This is a genomic window from Oricola sp., from assembly GCF_022763245.1.
GTDB lineage: Bacteria > Pseudomonadota > Alphaproteobacteria > Rhizobiales > Rhizobiaceae > Oricola.
In genome coordinates this window covers 660,047-675,996 of the sequence record NZ_JALEGV010000012.1, presented here as the reverse complement: position 1 = coordinate 675,996, position 15,950 = coordinate 660,047, and the positions used below count along the sequence as shown (strand labels likewise).

The window sequence follows — 15,950 nt, the reverse complement described above, 5'->3', positions numbered from 1 at the left end:
CTGAAATGAACAACTTCTTCTTCGGAATCTATCCCTACATCGCCCTGGCGGTGCTGCTCATCGGCTCTGTCGCGCGGTACGAGCGGGACCCGTTCACCTGGAAATCGTCGTCGAGCCAGATGCTGCGGCGGCGGCAGTTGATGATCGGTTCGGTGCTATTCCATGTCGGTGTGCTGGTCATCTTCTTCGGTCATCTCTTCGGACTGCTTGTCCCGCACGAGATCTACGAAGCGTTCGGCATTCACGCCGAGGCAAAGCAGTTGCTCGCTGCCATCGCGGGCGGGATCGCCGGCATCGCCGCGATCGTGGGCGGAGTGATGCTGGCGCATCGCCGCCTGGTCGATCCGCGCATCCGCACGAATTCCAGCTTCTGGGACATCGCGATCCTGCTGATGTTGATCGGACAACTGGCGCTCGGCCTCATCAGCGTGCCCTGGTCCATCGCCACGGCCGAGCACGGCGAGGTGATCCTGTTCATGGAGTGGGCGCAGGGCATCTTCACATTCCAGCCCGGAGCGGCCGAGCACATCGCGCATGTGCCGCTGATCTACAAGCTTCACATCGTCCTGGGACTGACGATCTTTCTCGTCTTCCCCTTCACCCGTCTGGTGCACATTCTGTCCGGTTTTGCTGCTCCCGTTCGTTATCTTTTCGCTCGCAAGGGGTACCAAATCGTCCGCACACGCCGGCAAGCGGTGCTGTCGGCACGCGGATCGAATCCGCCGGCGAGTGCAAAGCAACCGGCGGAGTGACGACTATGGTCACGGTCCTATCAACCGCAAACCCGCGACACGATGCCGGAACATCGACCGTTCGGACTGGCGCAGACAATCCGGAACCCCTCGTGGTCAACGGGGTGACTGTCCCGACGAAGGTAATAGCTGCGGAGGTGCAGAATCACGCAGCTCCCAAAAATCAACCGGGGCTCGCGTGGCGCAAGGCGGCGAATGCCGTCGCCATGCGCACGCTTCTGCTCCAGGAGGCGAAGCAGCGAGGAATACGGCCCGAACCGGCCGAGGTCGGGCCGGGGCGCTTCGAAACGGAGGAGGAGGCCCTGATCCGAAGCCTTCTCGAGGTCGCGGTTGAAGTCTCGCCACCAACCGAGGATGAAATCCGGGCTGAGTGGGCGCGTGGCCCGGAACGGTTCCGTGCGCCGCCGCTTTGGGAAGTCTCCCATATCCTGTGCGCCTGCGACCCGCGCAATGATGACGAACGCAACGCCGCATTCACGCGCGCGACGAGTTTGGCCGCACGAGTGGAGGGTGATCCGCAAGGTTTCGCCAGGCTGGCATCGGCGCACAGCGATTGCGGATCCAAGACTTCGGGTGGTGCGCTCGGACAGCTCGGCCCGGGTGACACGGTGCCCGAGTTCGAAGCCGCGCTGCGCGAGATGAGAGAAGGTGAAATCACATCTGAGCCGGTGCTCACCCGTCACGGCTGGCACGTCATCCGTATGGATGCGATCGCTGAGGGCGCGGCACTCCCCTACGAGACAGTGCGATCGAAGATTGCCGACGCGATGGAAAAGGCGGCCTGGGCACGCAACGCCCGGGAATTTGCGGATCGGCTCGTCGCTTCTGCCCGAATTTCCGGCGCCGAGATCGGAAACCGCACACAGGGAGGAGATCATGAAGGGCCAATTGTCCAACGCACGACGCGGCGGTAGCGAACGGGATCCGACCGATCTGAATTTGCTTCAGAATCCTCTTGAGTTCATCCGCGAGGATCACATGCATATGCGCGCGGTTTGTGAGGAAATGGAGCAGGTTTCGCAAAGCCCGTCACCGGGCCCGGTCGAAATCTCGCGATTGTTGCATTTTCTCGATCACGAAATCGGACTGCTGATCCATGACGAGGATGACGAGTTGCGCGGGATGCTCCTGGTCCGGTGCACCCCGGAAGATGACATCGGACCAACGCTCGAGCGATTGAAGGCCGAGCATGAAGCGCTTGGCAACTCATGCCCGCGCCTCCGTTCGATGCTTAGGGAGATGCACGATGACAAGCGACCAGCCAAGGACAACGAAGCGGCCTTTCTGCGCGACTTTGCGGACCGCCTCCGCCGCCACCTGATCGTGGAGAACGCGATCGTATTGCCCATCGCACAGGCGAGATTGACGGAAGAGGATATCGTCCGACTGCGTAACGCCATGATCCAGCGACGGATCGCCGACATGCAAGCGTGATGTCATGCTGGAATCATTGCTTGCGCGAAACATCGAATGGTCCGCCGCGCGTCATGACGCTGACCCTGGCTATTTCGCGCGCCTTGCCGCGTTGCAGGCCCCGGAGTTCTTCTGGATCGGGTGTTCGGACAGCCGCGTGCCGGCGAATGTGGTGGCGGGTCTCGATCCCGGCGAGGTCTTCGTTCACCGCAACGTTGCCAACGTGGTGCACTCGGCCGATCTGAATCTGCTCTCGGCACTGGAATTCGCGGTAGAAGCATTGAAAGTGCGCGAGATCATCGTCTGCGGGCACTATGGATGTGGCGGGGTCAAGGCTGCCACGGAAGACCTGCCGCATGGTCTGTCGGACCATTGGCTCGAACCGATCCGTCGGCTTGCGCGGTCCTACGCGGTGGATCTCGCCGCTTGTGGAGATGATGAAGATCGCCGCGACAAGCTGGCTGAACTGAACGTCATCGAAGGGGTCAGACGCGTATCGGAGACGCCGATACTGCAGAAAGCATGGGCACGCGGCGCAGATGTCCGCGTGCATGGACTGATTTACGGTCTGAAGGACGGTAGGCTGCGCAATCTCGATTGCTCTACCGGACCGGGCCACTTCGTCGAGGAGACGGCGCGATGACGATAGTGCAGAGGATCGACACCGGGAGTTGCGGATGCGAGGTGTTCGACGCCGCGTCACCCCTTATCTCTATCGATGAGGCCTTGCGGCGCATTGCAAAGAACGCCGCGCCGGTTGACGGGACGGAGACTGCGCCGCTCTCCTCGGCGCCAGGGCGCGTTCTTGCGGAGCCGGTGCGGGCGGTCGCGATGACCCCACCCTTCGACAATGCCGCAATGGACGGCTACGCACTCGATAGCACGGCACTGGAGGGTGGCGGCCCTTGGAGGCTGTCGGTCGTGGAGCGCATTGCCGCCGGCGAAGTGGCGGCCGGACAAGTCTCCCGCCGAACGGCCGCCCGGATACTCACTGGCGCACCAGTGCCGCCTGGAGCAGATACCGTTGTAAAGCAGGAGAGTGTCATACGCGACGGCGCCACGGTCATTCTGGACCGGCGTCCGCTGCCCGGAAACAATATCCGCCGCGCAGGTGACGACATGCGTCTCGGCGAGATTGTTTTGCGGGACGGAGTGCGGCTCGGGGCTCGCGAAATCGCTGCCTGTGCAGCCGCCGGTGCGGCCCGCGTCCATATCCGCCGCGCCTTGCGGGTTGGACTGCTCGTGACCGGCAGCGAGATCCGGCATACCGGCTCCAGTCGTCAAGCCGCCCAGATCTGGGACGTGAATACGCCGATGCTCTGTTCTGAACTCTCGCGACCGGACGTCGATCTGGTCAAGGTCACGCAAGGCGTGGACGACCGCACCGAACTGCGCCGCTGTCTTGCTGACATGGCTGAAACCGTCGATCTGATCGTCACGACCGGCGGGATCTCGGTGGGAGAGGAAGATCACGTCAAGCCGGTCCTGGAGGCCCTGGGGGCAGATATCCATTTCAGTGGCGTCGCTATCAAACCCGGCAAGCCGGTGAGTTTCGGACGGCTTGGGAAAGCGGTTTGGCTAGGCCTGCCCGGCAATCCCCAGTCGGCGTTCGCAACCTGGTATGTTTTCGGATTGCCGCTGCTCGATGTTCTTTCGGGAAGACTGCGCGGAACGCGCAACCGGCGCCACGTCGTGGCTGGAAAGCAAATCTACCGTAAGCCGGGACGGTGCGAAATTCGGCCGGCGCGCATCGTGGGGTTTGATGGTCAAGGGCGCGAGGTCGTGGACTTCGACGATACTGTCAGTTCTGCTCATGTGGCGAGACTGCCCGACGCGAGTGGCCTGCTGTTCATACCGGCCGAAGCGGAACATCTGCCTGAAGGGGCACTGATCGAGTTCCAGCCTTTCCACCAGACGTAAGGACCAAATGAGATGAAACTTGCATACACGATGGCGCCGGGGCGGGGCGATACGGATCTGGTATTGCATGCTTTGGCTTGCTCGATCATCGAGCAGGGTCATCGCCCCGTAGGCACAGTCCAGATCAATACCGAGTCTGACGCCGGCCCCTGTGATATGGACGTCAAGATATTGCCGGACGGGGGCACCATTCGCATTTCCCAGGCGCTCGGGCGTGCGTCCCGAGGGTGTCGGCTCGATCCCGCTGCGCTTGAAACCGCAGTAGGACTTGTAGAGGCTGAGCTGTTCAAGGGTGCCGATTGCCTGATCGTGAACAAATTCGGCAAGCACGAGGCTGAGGGGCGTGGTTTCAGACCGGTAATTGCGGATGCCCTTGCGAGGGATATTCCCGTTCTTGTCGGTATCAACCGGCTAAACCAGGATGCGTTTCTTGATTTTGTCGGTGGCTTTGCGACCGAACTCGTTCCGGAACTTCCGGTTCTGGAGGATTGGCTGAGTTCGGAAATCACCGGTGATGCGGCGGCAGCCTAGCGGCTGACCGGCGATGCGCTCGTTGCCACGTTTTCGGGCTCAACGAGCGGCGGGTAAGATCCGCCAGATCGCAGGCCTTCAAAGTCCCATTTATAGACTGTCGAGGGACCATAAGACTTGTGGTTCTGGCCTAAAAAGAAGGCGAATCCGTACGGTCCGGCAAAAAAGAGATGGACTCTGGCGTTTCGGCTAAAACGGCGCAGGTGAACCTGAATTCGAAGATGTTCTTGTTTCGATCGGCGCGATTGAAGATCGCCTAAACGGAATGTGATAGGCGTTCTAGGTTCGAGGCCGTTACGATACTTCTCAGTTATCGTAACTGATTACGCGTATGGGCCTCGTGGTCAGTGGCATTATGGAGTGTTTTATGACTAAGTTTCTAAAAGGTAGGGCAGAGAGCGCGTAAGTTAGGCATGGAAACTGACGAAGCACTATGGGTTTTCGCGAATCTCGAACGTAAAATGTTCAAGTAGTCGCAATCGCCTGATTGAGACAAATATGAAATAGTTGTATATTTATTCGGCTGAAGACAAGCTTCCGATTTTCGATTAACCTGGCACCCAACGAACCAACTGATGTTCATTGAAAGCATTGCAATAGAAAATATTCGTTCGTTATCCACGTTCGAAGCGAATTTCGTTACCGAAGACGACAAGCAGGATGTGCGCCAATGGAGCCTGTTCGTCGGTGAAAACGGCACAGGTAAATCGACCGTACTGAAAGCGGTTGGCTTACTGCTTGCCGGCTCGGACAGCATCACCCACCTTATCGGCAATCCTTCAAGCTGGGTGCGTCGGGGGACAGAGCAGGGGCGCATCGCGGCACGACTGCGCACGAGTGACTGGGAACCGCGGGACATAGAGTTGGTAATTAAGGCGGATGATGGTCCCACCAGCCTGATACGGCGTAATTTGGATGGGCTGGCTCCGCTGGACGATGCGCTGGAGCACGCCGATCAGAATTATTTCGCGGTCGGATATGGTCCTTACCGGCGTTTGAATACCGACCCGGGGTTTGCATCCTCCAGCCAGCGCATACCTGTACGTGCGCATGGTCTGGCGACGCTGTTCGACACGAATATTGCGGTCCATCCGATTCAAGAGTGGGCTATGGACTTGGACTACCGGCGCGGCGAAGACGGGCTGGATGTCGTTCGGCGCTCCATCAATACACTGATGCCCGACGTTGGGTTCCTCGGGATCGACAAAGACAAAAAAACCCTGATGTTCCAGACGCTAGACGGCGAGATGCCGTTGGAACAACTTAGTGACGGCTATCAGAATGTCGCCGCTTGGATCGGAGATCTTCTCTATCGAGTAACCGATGCTTTCTCACACCACAACAATCCGCTCAATGCGCGCGGGATCTTGCTCATTGATGAGATCGATGCCCATCTTCACCCATCATGGCAGCGGCGACTGCGTCAGTTCCTGAGCAACACGCTACCGAATTTCCAAATTCTGGCCACGACACACTCTGCGCTGACTCTGCAGCAGGCACACGAAGGCGAGGCGATGGTCTTAACGCGCGGTGAAGAGAACCGTGTGGCTGCTACAACGTTTCCTGGCGATCCTTCCAAGTTGCGTCTTCACCAAATCTACGACCTCGGCTTCAAGATCAGTTCGTTGGATTCCTGGGAAATTGAGAAAAGCAAGGACATCTATCGTGAGTTATCTGGCAAGGCACGCTCGGAACTGAGCGACAGCGAAGCCAAAGAATTGGATCAGGCGGAAGAGATGCTCGAAGTGCTGCCCAGCAGTCGCAAGCGTACCGATGCGCTTGGCAACGAAGTGTTGCAGGAGTTCTACGACAAATTGGATGCAACCACCTCTCAGATCGAACGCCGCCTTAGAGAAGAGTGAGGTCGGACATGATCAGCCTCACACACGATCGCACGGCCATACATTCAAGCTTCCTTGACCCCGATCGTAGGGATGACCTGAAAGAGCTTTTCACCGAGGCCTTTAACGGCACGCTCGGCGATACGGCGGTCAAGAAAAAGCTCTTCTCTTCCAGCCGCTGGAAGAAAGCAAAGCCGCAGCTTCAGGCAGAAACGTCGGGTAAATGTGCGTTTTGCGAAACGCCGACATCGGCGGTCTATTTCGGCGATATTGAGCATTTCCGGCCTAAGTCCGCTTATTGGTGGATGGCCTATTGCTATGAGAACTTCCTCTTCAGTTGCCGCGTGTGCAACGGCAAGAAAAGCAATACGCACGGCTTTTCCGGTAATCGCGTGCCGGCGCCCATTTTTGCGCAAAACATGACCGAAGCGCAAATCCTGGCGCTAGCGGAGGCAACCGTGCCGGAACCGCGCGATACAGCGATGGTGGCACAGTTCATCCAACTAGCCACCCAAGAGCAAGGCGATCTACCCAATCCATACTACGTCGATCCCGAACCCTTGTTCGCTTGGGAGGCCGACGAAGTTCTGCAGGAGGTATGGATCAAGGCGCGCGACGCAAGTCCCAAGGCGCAGGCCGCGGCTAAAGCGGCTGAAAATGTAATCGACCTCAATCGCGACGAGCTTCTGTTCCTGCGCTGGCAGACGTACGAGAGACTGCTGAAACTTAAGAACATCGCCGATGTGGCGACAGGCAGCGTGCGCGATGACGTCCAGGATATCATGCACGACATGACGCACGCGCCGCAGCCGTTCGCCGGCATGGTGCGCTATTTCATGCGGGTTGAATGGAACATCCCTTAAACAGTGTGAATAGGGAAAGGCGGCGAAACCCGTGAAGCAGGCAGTCATCATCATTCACGGCATGGACGAACAAGTTCCCATAGAAACGTTGCGCTTGACCTGCTACCCTGAGATGTTCCCGATTTTGGGTTAGCTTGTTCCTCAACAAAGGAGACAGGCAATGAAATGTTCACGATTCTCGGAAGAACAGATCACCGGCATCCCAAATGAGCACCAGGCAGGCATGTCGACAGCCGAACTGTGCCGCAAGCACGGCATCTCTGATGCGACGTTCTACACCTAGCGCAAGAAGTACGGCGGCTTGGACGTATCGGACACCAAGCGGTTGAAGGCGCTCGAGGAAGAGAATGCAAACCTGAAGAGCGAGATGACGATGAAGCGCGGATTGGGGCCCAGTGTAGTGCACTGGCCTTGGCGACGACCCGCCTGCGGCGCGGCCAACTTTCCTTGGTCGACCACATGAAGTCGCGGAACACCCGGGCGGCCTGGCCGCCGTCCCAGTCTCGTTCTGTTCATTGGTCCTGGCACCTAGGCATACGATCTTCCTTCGAACCGATGGTGACATGAGTTCTCGGGGCCAGGTTGCGTATTAGATGACCACTAGTAATGAATGTCGGTATCGGTGGTTGCGCGCTCTCGCAACCAGAACGCAAAGCTGTAAGGTCAAGTGCAGAACTTGAAACAGTGGGTTTGATTGCACAAACCTAATGTTGCTCACGGAAACGTGAATATCGAAAAACGATGTCAAAACAATCACTTAAGTTTCGACGGTATTTCTGCCGGTACGCGAGTTTGCCTGCGCGAAAACCGCTTATGAAATCAAACAGTTATAACTTTGAGATATGATGGAGTGGGAGTAAGGGGAACCTGAACGGTCTTCAGTCAAGGCCGACGTACGGACGTTGCGCCGACGATTTTTCTTTCCTACTTTCGGCTTCCGTTGACCGGCTGCAATCAGGGAACGCCAAGTGGGCATTCACTTGGAGCCGGCCTCAACGTCCTGCCGAGCAGCCGGTTCATCCATGAACAGTTTGCTGTAGGCGTCGCGCAGGACATTCTTCTGGACCTTGCCCATGGTGTTACGCGGCAGATCGTCCAAGAGCAGCAGTTTCCGGGGCTGCTTGAAACGGGCGAGGCGGTTTCCGACCGCTGACTTGATCGCCTCCAGATCCGGCGTTTCCCCGGGCTTGGGCACGATCAACCCAACCACCGATTCGCCAAAGTCCGCGTGCGGTACGCCGATCACGGCGCTCTCGATGACGCCAGGCTGTTCATCGAGAATCAATTCGATTTCCTTCGGATAGATATTGTACCCGCCGGAAATGATCAGATCCTTGTTTCGCCCGACGATGTGGACATAACCGTCCTCGTCGATCCGGCCGAGGTCTCCGGTGATGAAAAACCCGTTGTCGCGCAGCTCTGCGGCTGTCTTTTCGGGCATTTGCCAGTAGCCGGCAAAAACGTTCGGACCGCGTACCTCGATCTGGCCTACTTGGCCCTGGGCGAGCTCCTCCCCGGTTTCGGGATCCGTTATCTTCAACTCGACGCCGGGCAGGGGAAACCCGACCGTGCCGGCACGCCGCTCGCCCTCATACGGGTTGGACGTGTTCATGTTGGTCTCGGTCATGCCGTATCGTTCGAGGATTCTATGGCCGGTCGCCTTTTCGAAGCGGACATGGGTTTCGGACAGGAGCGGGGCGCTGCCGGAGGTGAAGAGCCGCATATGGGCGACCAGGTCTGGCGTCAGCCGGGGATGGTCGAGGAGCCTCGTGTAGAAGGTCGGCACGCCCATCATCGACGTCGCAGCGGGAAGCTGGCCGATGATGTCATCGACGTCGAACTTGGGCAGGAAAATCATCGATCCGCCGGCCATCAGAACGACATTCGTCGCGACGAAAAGCCCGTGTGTGTGAAAAATCGGCAGCGCGTGCAGAAGCACGTCGTCTTGATCGAAGCGCCAGCACTCCACCAGCGTTTCGGCATTCGACAGCAAATTGCCTTGGGTCAGCATGGCGCCCTTGGAGCGGCCAGTGGTGCCCGAAGTGTAGAGGAGGGCGGCGATGTCGTTCGTCTCGCGAGGCGCGGTCGCGAATGTCGACGGCATGGTATTCGCCGCTTCGGCGAACGTGCCGGTGCCGTTCGCGTCAAGCGTCATGATGCTTGCGCCGAGGGCTTCTGCCATATCCGTGAGCTGGGCTTCCTTGCCGCTGTCGCAGACCACGAGCTGCGATCCGCTGTCCTCGACGAAATACGCCAGCTCCTCGGTCGTGTAGGCAGTGTTCAGCGGCAGGAATATGATGCCGGACTGAACGCAGGCTGCGTAGAGAGCGAGCGCGTCCGGCGACTTTTCGACCTGGGCCGCGATCCGATCGCCCGGTTCGAGGCCGCGTTGGACCAGCACGTTCGCCATCCGGGCGGCGTCGGAGAGGAAGTCCGCGTAGCTGACCGCCGTGCCGTCGGGGAGATGCAGGAACGGCGTCGTCCTGCCTGCGTGGCGTCCGAACAGCCGGTCGTAAAGTGGATTGGGCATTGGCTCTCCTCAGGTCTGCAATTCGAATGCCGCAGCGGCCAGTGATTTCACCTGTGCGGAGGCGGCGATCCTGCCGGCGGCGGCAAACCGCTCCTGGTTCTGCGAGGCCTTCGGCAGGTCATAGAGATAGTTCACCATCGCGCCTGCGGACTGCTCCTGTCCCCTGGGCGAGAGGTCTGCGCCCGCATGCACCGCATGCACCTCGGCCCCGTTGCCGAGATGAAACCGCGCCACCGGATCAAGCGGCAGGCCGTCCGTGCGTTTGGCTGTCAGAATATAGCGGGCGGCTGCCCGCAGGATGAGGTCGTCGTCGGGCCCCAATGCCGCGCCCATCTGCTCCAACCACTTGCAGAGCCCGGGGATCGGCGAGAGCGTGACGAAAGTCTTCAGGGCCGGCAGTTCCATGGAAAGATCGGCCGCGACCTGCTTGATCAGTGAATTGCCGAAGGAGATGCCGGAGAGGCCGGCCTGACAGTTGGAAATTGAATAGAAGGCGGCGGTGTCGGCATCCTCGGGCCTCAGGCGCTCACGGTCGTCGGCGAGCAACGTCCGAATGTTGCCGGGGACGCCGCTCGTCAGGGCGACCTCGACGAAGATCAGCGGTTCATCCGGCATGGCCGGGTGGAAGAATGCAAAGCAGCGCCGGTCCGGCGGCTCCAGACGACGCCTCAGTTCATCCCAGCTGTCGATGGCGTGGACGGCCTCGTAGGCGATAATCTTCTCGAGGATATGAGCCGGGCTCTCCCAGCTGATCCGCCGCAGCACCAGGAAGCCGCGATTGAACCAGGACGCGAAGAGGTGGCGGAAATCGAGGTCCAGCGCCTGGAGGTCCGGTTCGCCGGATCCGAGGCGCAGCAGGTCCTGCCGCATGCGGACGAGTTTCCCGGTCGCGTTCGGCACCCGGTTGATCCGACGGATGAGCTCCTGGCGCGGCGGCTCGACGGCTTCCATGAACGCGCCGTAAGTTTCGCGCGTGGCGCCCTTTTCGAGAAGGGCGAGCGCTTCCCGCACGCGATCCGCGTCGATGGTCATTTCGTGGGCGATGAAGCGGAAGAAGGCGAGCTTTCCCGTATCGTCGAGTTCCTCATATTTTCCGAGGATGCTGCCACCCAGAACGGCCGCGGAAGACTCCGCGGCGGAATTCGCGAGCGCCTGGCAGATGTCCTCGATCGACCGGTCATCGCCGCCGATTTCGATCCGCTGCCCGAGCCTCCGGTCAAACAGCGTAGACATGATCTCGGCGAGGAAACTCATCGCGACTCTCGGTTTTCAACGGGCGTCAGGGGTCAATTTTCTGAGTGCAAACAGATCGGTTTTGTATTCCGAAACACGATATGTGTATACAATATTTTTCAGACGATACGCCATAACGCGGGCGTATGGAAGGCGCTGAAATGCGGAACTAGCCCGATCCTGTCGGAAATTTCGGGCTTGGCGTCGTCTCTCGGGTTGGGTGTGAGTCGGGGAGGTTTCCCTCCATTTATGACGGTATGCATGCCATCGATATCGAATTGTATGCAATCTTGTCGTTATTGTGTTGCGTGAGGGCGAGTTTGTGCCTATCGTCAAACCGGATCCGGGCCTTCATCGAAGGGCAGGGATGTGCAGTGGGAGGTTTTGCATGCTCGACAGAAGCGCCACGACGAGAGACGGCGGAATTGCTGTGCTCGATCCGCGCGGCACGCCGCCGAAGGTGACGGGCAAGGATGCCGCTCCCCGGCTCGACAGTCTGAATGACAAGCTTGTTTACCTGATCGACAGCCGGTTCGACGATTCCATCGAGTTGCTTAAGCAGATCCAGCTCTGGTTCGCCGAACAGATGCCCAGCGTCCGGACGAAGCTGGTGCAGTTGGCCAGCACCTACGCCAAGGACGACCCGGAGCTTTGGGAAGAAATTCGCGACCAGGGTCATGCCGCCATCATCGGGGTCGGGCATTGCAGCACCTGCGCGCCCGCCGTTTCGACCCATGCGGTGACGCTGGAAACGAAGTACGGCGTGCCGACGGTCGCCGTGCATACGGAGAAGTTCGTGCGCGTCGTCCGGTCGGTCACCCGCATGGCGGGCCTGCCGCAGGCGCCGCTCGTCTTCGTGCCGCAGCCGGTGATGGGCAAGACGCCGGCCGAACTGGCCGACTATGTGAAGGGCGACGATCCGGTGACCGGCAACGGCGTCATGCGCGAAATCGTCGACGGGCTGACCAAGGCCCTGCCTCAGCCCGATGCGAGCCAGATCGGAGCGCCGGCAATCGAGCGCACGCGCGTGATCTCGGCGGAATCTGAGGCGGCGGTGCAGGAGTTGTTCCGCAGCAATCACTGGACCGACCAGTTGCCGATCGTCCCGCCGACAGAAGAGCGGGTGGCGGAGATGCTGGCGGGTACAAGCCGCAAGCCGGACGAGATCGTCGGGCGCATGCAGCCGACAAAGAACCGCGGGCTGTGGAGCTATACCGTCGAAAACGTCGCCGTAAACGCGGTCATGGCGGGGGCGACGCCGGAATATTTCCCGGTGATCCTCGCGCAGGCCGCGGCGAGCTATAGCGCGCGGTCGAGCTCTTCCAGCTCGGCGGCGACGATGAGCATCGTCAACGGCCCCATCCGCAAGGAGATCGGCATGAATTGCGGGCTGGGCGCGCTCGGCCCGTACAATCACGCCAACACGACCATCGGACGGGCGTACAGCCTGCTTTCGCAAAATCTTCAAGGCGGGTCGGTGCCTGGCGAGAGCTACATGGGGTCGCTCGGCAACAACTATCTCTACACCGGCCTGACTTTCGCCGAAAACGAAGAGCGGTCGCCGTGGGAACCTCTGCATGTGCAGAAGGGATACAAGCCAGAGCAGAGCACCGTCTCGATATTCTGGGGCTGCCGGTCCAACACCAACAATCTCGGTCTGCGCGAGAAGCACTGGCGCGAGCATATCGGCCACATGCTGCGCGGCACGGATGCGATCACTGCTCCGGTCCTGGTCCTCGACCCGATCGTCGCGCGGCAATTCGTCAGCCGCGGCGGATTCGCAAAGAAGCAGGACCTCATCGACTGGCTCCACGAAACCGCACGGATGAAGGCGAGCGAATACTGGGACCTGCAGCTCGTGCAGAACTACATCTACCCGCTCGCCACATTCGGCGACGCGCCCTTCGCGGAGCGGCTCGCCGAAGGCGATGACGCGATGATCAACATGTTCCGCAAGGAAGAGATCACCGTTGTCGTGGTGGGCGGAGAAACCAACGGTTACTGGCAGATCTATGGCGCTCGCCCGCAGGCGACCGTCCTGATCGATGATTGGCGGTAAGGCGGCGATGGCGGATTACGACATCATCATCATCGGTGCCGGCGTGGCCGGGCTGACCGCCGCCGCGACGGCGGCGCGGCTGGGTTCGCATACGCTGGTCATCGATTCGATGGGCGTGGGCGGTCAGGTGATGACGGTGGACCGGATCAGCAATTTCCCCGGCTTTCCGGAACCGATCTCGGGGATCGAGCTCGGCCCGCTTCTGCAGGAGCAGGCCGAGGCGTTCGGGGCCGAGATGCGGCTGGCGTCGGTTATCGGGATCGTCGGGTCGGAGGACGGGCTGACCGTTTCCTGCGACGACGGAGACGTCTCGTGCCGGGCTGTGATCGTGGCGGCGGGTTCGAGCCGTCGAAAGTCGGGGCTTCCCGGTGAGGAAGCGCTCGAGGGGCGCGGCGTTTCGCATTGCGCCTCCTGCGACGGTCCGCTTCTTCGGGACCGCGCGGCCGTTGTCGTCGGCGGGGGCGACTCGGCCTTCGACGAGGCGGCGGTGCTGTCGGACTACGCGAACACAGTGATCCTGGCTTATCGGAGCGACGCGCCCCGGGCCCAGCAGCGGGCGGTCGCCGAAGCGGATGCGCGCGACAACATCGTTCAAAGACCCAACACCACCGTGGAGGCGCTGGAAGGCGAAGGCGGCCTGACGGCGGTCCGGCTGTGCGACACCGTGAGCGGTGAGGTCGAAACCGTCGCCGCGGACGGCGTGTTCTTCTATCTGGGCCTTGATCCGAACACCGACTTTCTTGGCGGCTTGCTGGAGTTGGACGCCGATGGCCGCATCCGGACCGATGGCGATCTGCAAAGCTCGCATCCGATGGTCTTCGCTGCGGGCGACATCCGCGCGGGCGCGGTGAGCCTTCTCTCTGCCGCGGCGGGAGAGGGTGCGACTGCCGCAATATCGGCCCATCGCGCCGTCACGTCGGCGCATACTCTCGAGGAGGTCGCGGCATGAGCACGAACGGACAGAACAAGCAGAACGCGACGGGCCGCAGCGGCCGGGCCGGACATCTGCGGGAAGCCATCGAGCAGGATATCGTCAGCGGTCATTATCCGCCCGGCGCCCGGCTGGACGAGACGGAACTCGCCAACCGGCATTCAGTCTCGCGTACGCCGATCCGCGAGGCGCTGATGCAGTTGAGCGCGATGGGGCTGGTCCAGTGGATTCCGAACAAGGGCTGTTTCGTCAACGAGGTCACGATGGCCGACCTGATCGGCATGTTCGAGGTCATGGCGGAGCTTGAGGGCATGTGCGCTCGTCTGGCGGCGCGCCGGATGACCGATGAGAGCCTGGCGGTGCTGGAGGCGCTGCAAGCCGATTGCATGGCGGCCTGCGAGCGGCAGGCGGCGGACGACTACTATTACGCCAACGAACTGTTCCACCGGCACCTCTACGATTCCAGCGGCAACAAGTATCTGGCCCAGATAGCCGGGCAGTTGCACACCCGGCTGAAGCCCTTCCGCCGCCTGCAGTTGCGGGTGCCGAACCGGCTGGCGCATTCCGCCTCCGAGCACAATTCGGTGATCGAGGCGCTTCGGGCGCGCGACCCGAACCGCGCCGACGAACTGATGCGCCAGCACATCATCGTCCAGGGAGATTCCTTCAGCGATTTCCTGATGGCGATTTCGTCGGGTCCGGTCGGCAGCGAGCCGGTCGGCGCACGGCAAGCCACGCGTTGAGGGCATAGATTCAGTCCAACGGCCTTTGGCCAATCCATGACAACCAGGGAGGAAGACATGAAATTTGCGACCAAGACATTCGCCGCGGCGGCGGCCATCTGCGCCGGCCTCGCGTCGATGCCGGCCTCGGCCCAGAGCTATGAGCCATGGGAGCAGGAGCTCTATGACGCGGCCAAAGAAGAGGGCGGCGTGGTGTGGTATGTTTCGCAGACCACCAGCGAAATGGCCAACGCGATCTGCGCGGAATTCGCAAAGCGTTATCCCGACGTGACCTGTGACGCGATCCGCGCCACCGGCAGCGTCACGTTCCAGCGCGTCATGCAGGAAGTGCAGGCGAACGCCGTGCAGGGCGATGTCTATTCCTCGAACGACGACACCGACTTCGTCGAGATGCTGAAGGCCGACGCACTTGCGGCCTACAAGCCCCACAATCTCGAACACATGCTTCCGTCGATGAAGGCGGCCGGCAACCAGGACGGATACTGGTACGCCTCAAACATCTCGCCGTACGGGATCGTTTACAACACCGATCTGGTCCCTGCGGACGAAGCGCCGAAGACCTGGAACGACTTGCTCGATCCGAAATGGAAGGATCAGCTGGCCATTGCCCATCCGGGCTTTTCGGGCAGCATGAGCATGTTCACCGTGGCGGTTGAAGAGGCCTATGGCTGGGAGTATTTCGAAAAACTCGAGGCCAACAAGCCGCAGATCGGCCGTTCGGTCTCGGACGGCTACAACCTCGTCGTGTCGGGCGAGCGCAAGGTCGCCATCGCGCCGATTACGCTCGGTCTCGGCGGAAAGATGGGCGGCAAGCCGGTCGACATCGTCGTGCCCGAGGACGGGTTGATGCTGCCTCCGAGCGGTACCGGCCTGCTCGCCGCCGCACCGCACCCGAACGCCGGAAAGCTCTTCGAGGAGTTCCTGCTCGGCAAGGAAGCGGCGCAGATGCTCGCCGACGCCCACCGCTTTCCGTTGCGCAGCGACGTGCCGACGGCAGACGGCGTGCCCTCTCTCGCGAACACGCCGATGATCACGGCCAATCCGGGCACCGCCGCCGAAAAGGTCGGTCCGACCACCGAGAAGTTCCGCGAAACCTTCGGAATCTGACGACCCTTCGGGAGCGCGGTTCGGCCG

General features: G+C 60.7%; 14 protein-coding genes and 1 pseudogene. 13 read left to right on the top strand and 2 right to left on the bottom strand.

The genetic code is table 11. The features are described 5' to 3' along the window. The first annotated feature begins 5 nt into the window (after positions 1 to 5). From narI to MRY80_RS07525, 9 genes and pseudogenes are all read left to right on the top strand, one after another. Entirely contained in the window at positions 6 to 752 is a 747-nt protein-coding gene (gene narI / locus MRY80_RS07565; RefSeq protein ID WP_293289653.1) for a respiratory nitrate reductase subunit gamma, read from the top strand. 206 nt (positions 753 to 958) lie between these two features. Further along, entirely contained in the window at positions 959 to 1,666 is a 708-nt protein-coding gene (locus MRY80_RS07560) for a peptidylprolyl isomerase (protein ID WP_293289583.1), read from the top strand. Continuing rightward, positions 1,629 to 2,186, top strand: coding sequence for a hemerythrin domain-containing protein (locus tag MRY80_RS07555; protein WP_293289581.1), 558 nt, complete (start codon positions 1,629 to 1,631; stop codon positions 2,184 to 2,186). Before MRY80_RS07560 ends, MRY80_RS07555 begins: the two co-directional genes overlap by 38 nt. Positions 2,187 to 2,190: 4 nt before the next feature. Then, positions 2,191 to 2,808 carry a carbonic anhydrase gene (locus MRY80_RS07550; protein ID WP_293289579.1) on the top strand — a complete coding sequence of 206 codons (618 nt, stop codon included), beginning with the start codon at positions 2,191 to 2,193 and terminating at the stop codon, positions 2,806 to 2,808. Then, positions 2,805 to 4,085: a gephyrin-like molybdotransferase Glp gene (gene glp / locus MRY80_RS07545; protein ID WP_293289577.1), complete on the top strand. Its 1,281-nt coding sequence runs from the start codon at positions 2,805 to 2,807 to the stop codon at positions 4,083 to 4,085. The genes MRY80_RS07550 and glp overlap by 4 nt, the downstream gene beginning before the upstream one ends. A gap of 12 nt (positions 4,086 to 4,097) precedes the next feature. Then, the gene (locus MRY80_RS07540) at positions 4,098 to 4,616 is read left to right on the top strand and encodes a DUF2478 domain-containing protein (protein ID WP_293289575.1); all 519 of its coding nucleotides are present in this window, start codon (positions 4,098 to 4,100) and stop codon (positions 4,614 to 4,616) included. Between the two features lie 575 nt (positions 4,617 to 5,191). After that, positions 5,192 to 6,478 (top strand): AAA family ATPase, encoded by a 1,287-nt coding sequence (locus MRY80_RS07535; protein WP_293289573.1) that lies wholly within the window; start codon positions 5,192 to 5,194, stop codon positions 6,476 to 6,478. An 8-nt stretch (positions 6,479 to 6,486) separates the two neighbouring features. Then, positions 6,487 to 7,320, top strand: a complete 834-nt coding sequence (locus MRY80_RS07530; RefSeq protein WP_293289571.1) for a hypothetical protein — start codon at positions 6,487 to 6,489, stop codon at positions 7,318 to 7,320. 160 nt (positions 7,321 to 7,480) lie between these two features. Next, positions 7,481 to 7,681: pseudogene (locus MRY80_RS07525) on the top strand (transposase); the annotation flags it as partial. A 615-nt stretch (positions 7,682 to 8,296) separates the two neighbouring features. Here MRY80_RS07525 and MRY80_RS07520 read toward each other — a convergent pair. Beyond that, entirely contained in the window at positions 8,297 to 9,850 is a 1,554-nt protein-coding gene (locus MRY80_RS07520) for a malonyl-CoA synthase (protein ID WP_293289569.1), read from the bottom strand. Between the two features lie 9 nt (positions 9,851 to 9,859). Continuing rightward, entirely contained in the window at positions 9,860 to 11,104 is a 1,245-nt protein-coding gene (locus MRY80_RS07515) for a malonyl-CoA decarboxylase (protein WP_293289567.1), read from the bottom strand. 367 nt (positions 11,105 to 11,471) lie between these two features. On the opposite strand from MRY80_RS07515, the gene MRY80_RS07510 reads away from it, so the two are divergent. The 4 genes from MRY80_RS07510 to MRY80_RS07495 are packed head-to-tail and all read left to right on the top strand — an operon-like array spanning position 11,472 to position 15,923. Further along, positions 11,472 to 13,142: a UGSC family (seleno)protein gene (locus MRY80_RS07510; protein WP_293289565.1), complete on the top strand. Its 1,671-nt coding sequence runs from the start codon at positions 11,472 to 11,474 to the stop codon at positions 13,140 to 13,142. After that, the gene (locus MRY80_RS07505) at positions 13,129 to 14,091 is read left to right on the top strand and encodes an FAD-dependent oxidoreductase (RefSeq protein WP_293289563.1); all 963 of its coding nucleotides are present in this window, start codon (positions 13,129 to 13,131) and stop codon (positions 14,089 to 14,091) included. The genes MRY80_RS07510 and MRY80_RS07505 overlap by 14 nt, the downstream gene beginning before the upstream one ends. Continuing rightward, a complete protein-coding gene (locus MRY80_RS07500; protein ID WP_293289561.1) occupies positions 14,088 to 14,816 on the top strand; it encodes a GntR family transcriptional regulator in 729 nt (242 codons plus the stop codon). The genes MRY80_RS07505 and MRY80_RS07500 overlap by 4 nt, the downstream gene beginning before the upstream one ends. A gap of 57 nt (positions 14,817 to 14,873) precedes the next feature. Further along, positions 14,874 to 15,923, top strand: coding sequence for an extracellular solute-binding protein (locus MRY80_RS07495; protein ID WP_293289559.1), 1,050 nt, complete (start codon positions 14,874 to 14,876; stop codon positions 15,921 to 15,923). The last annotated feature ends 27 nt before the right edge of the window (positions 15,924 to 15,950 follow it).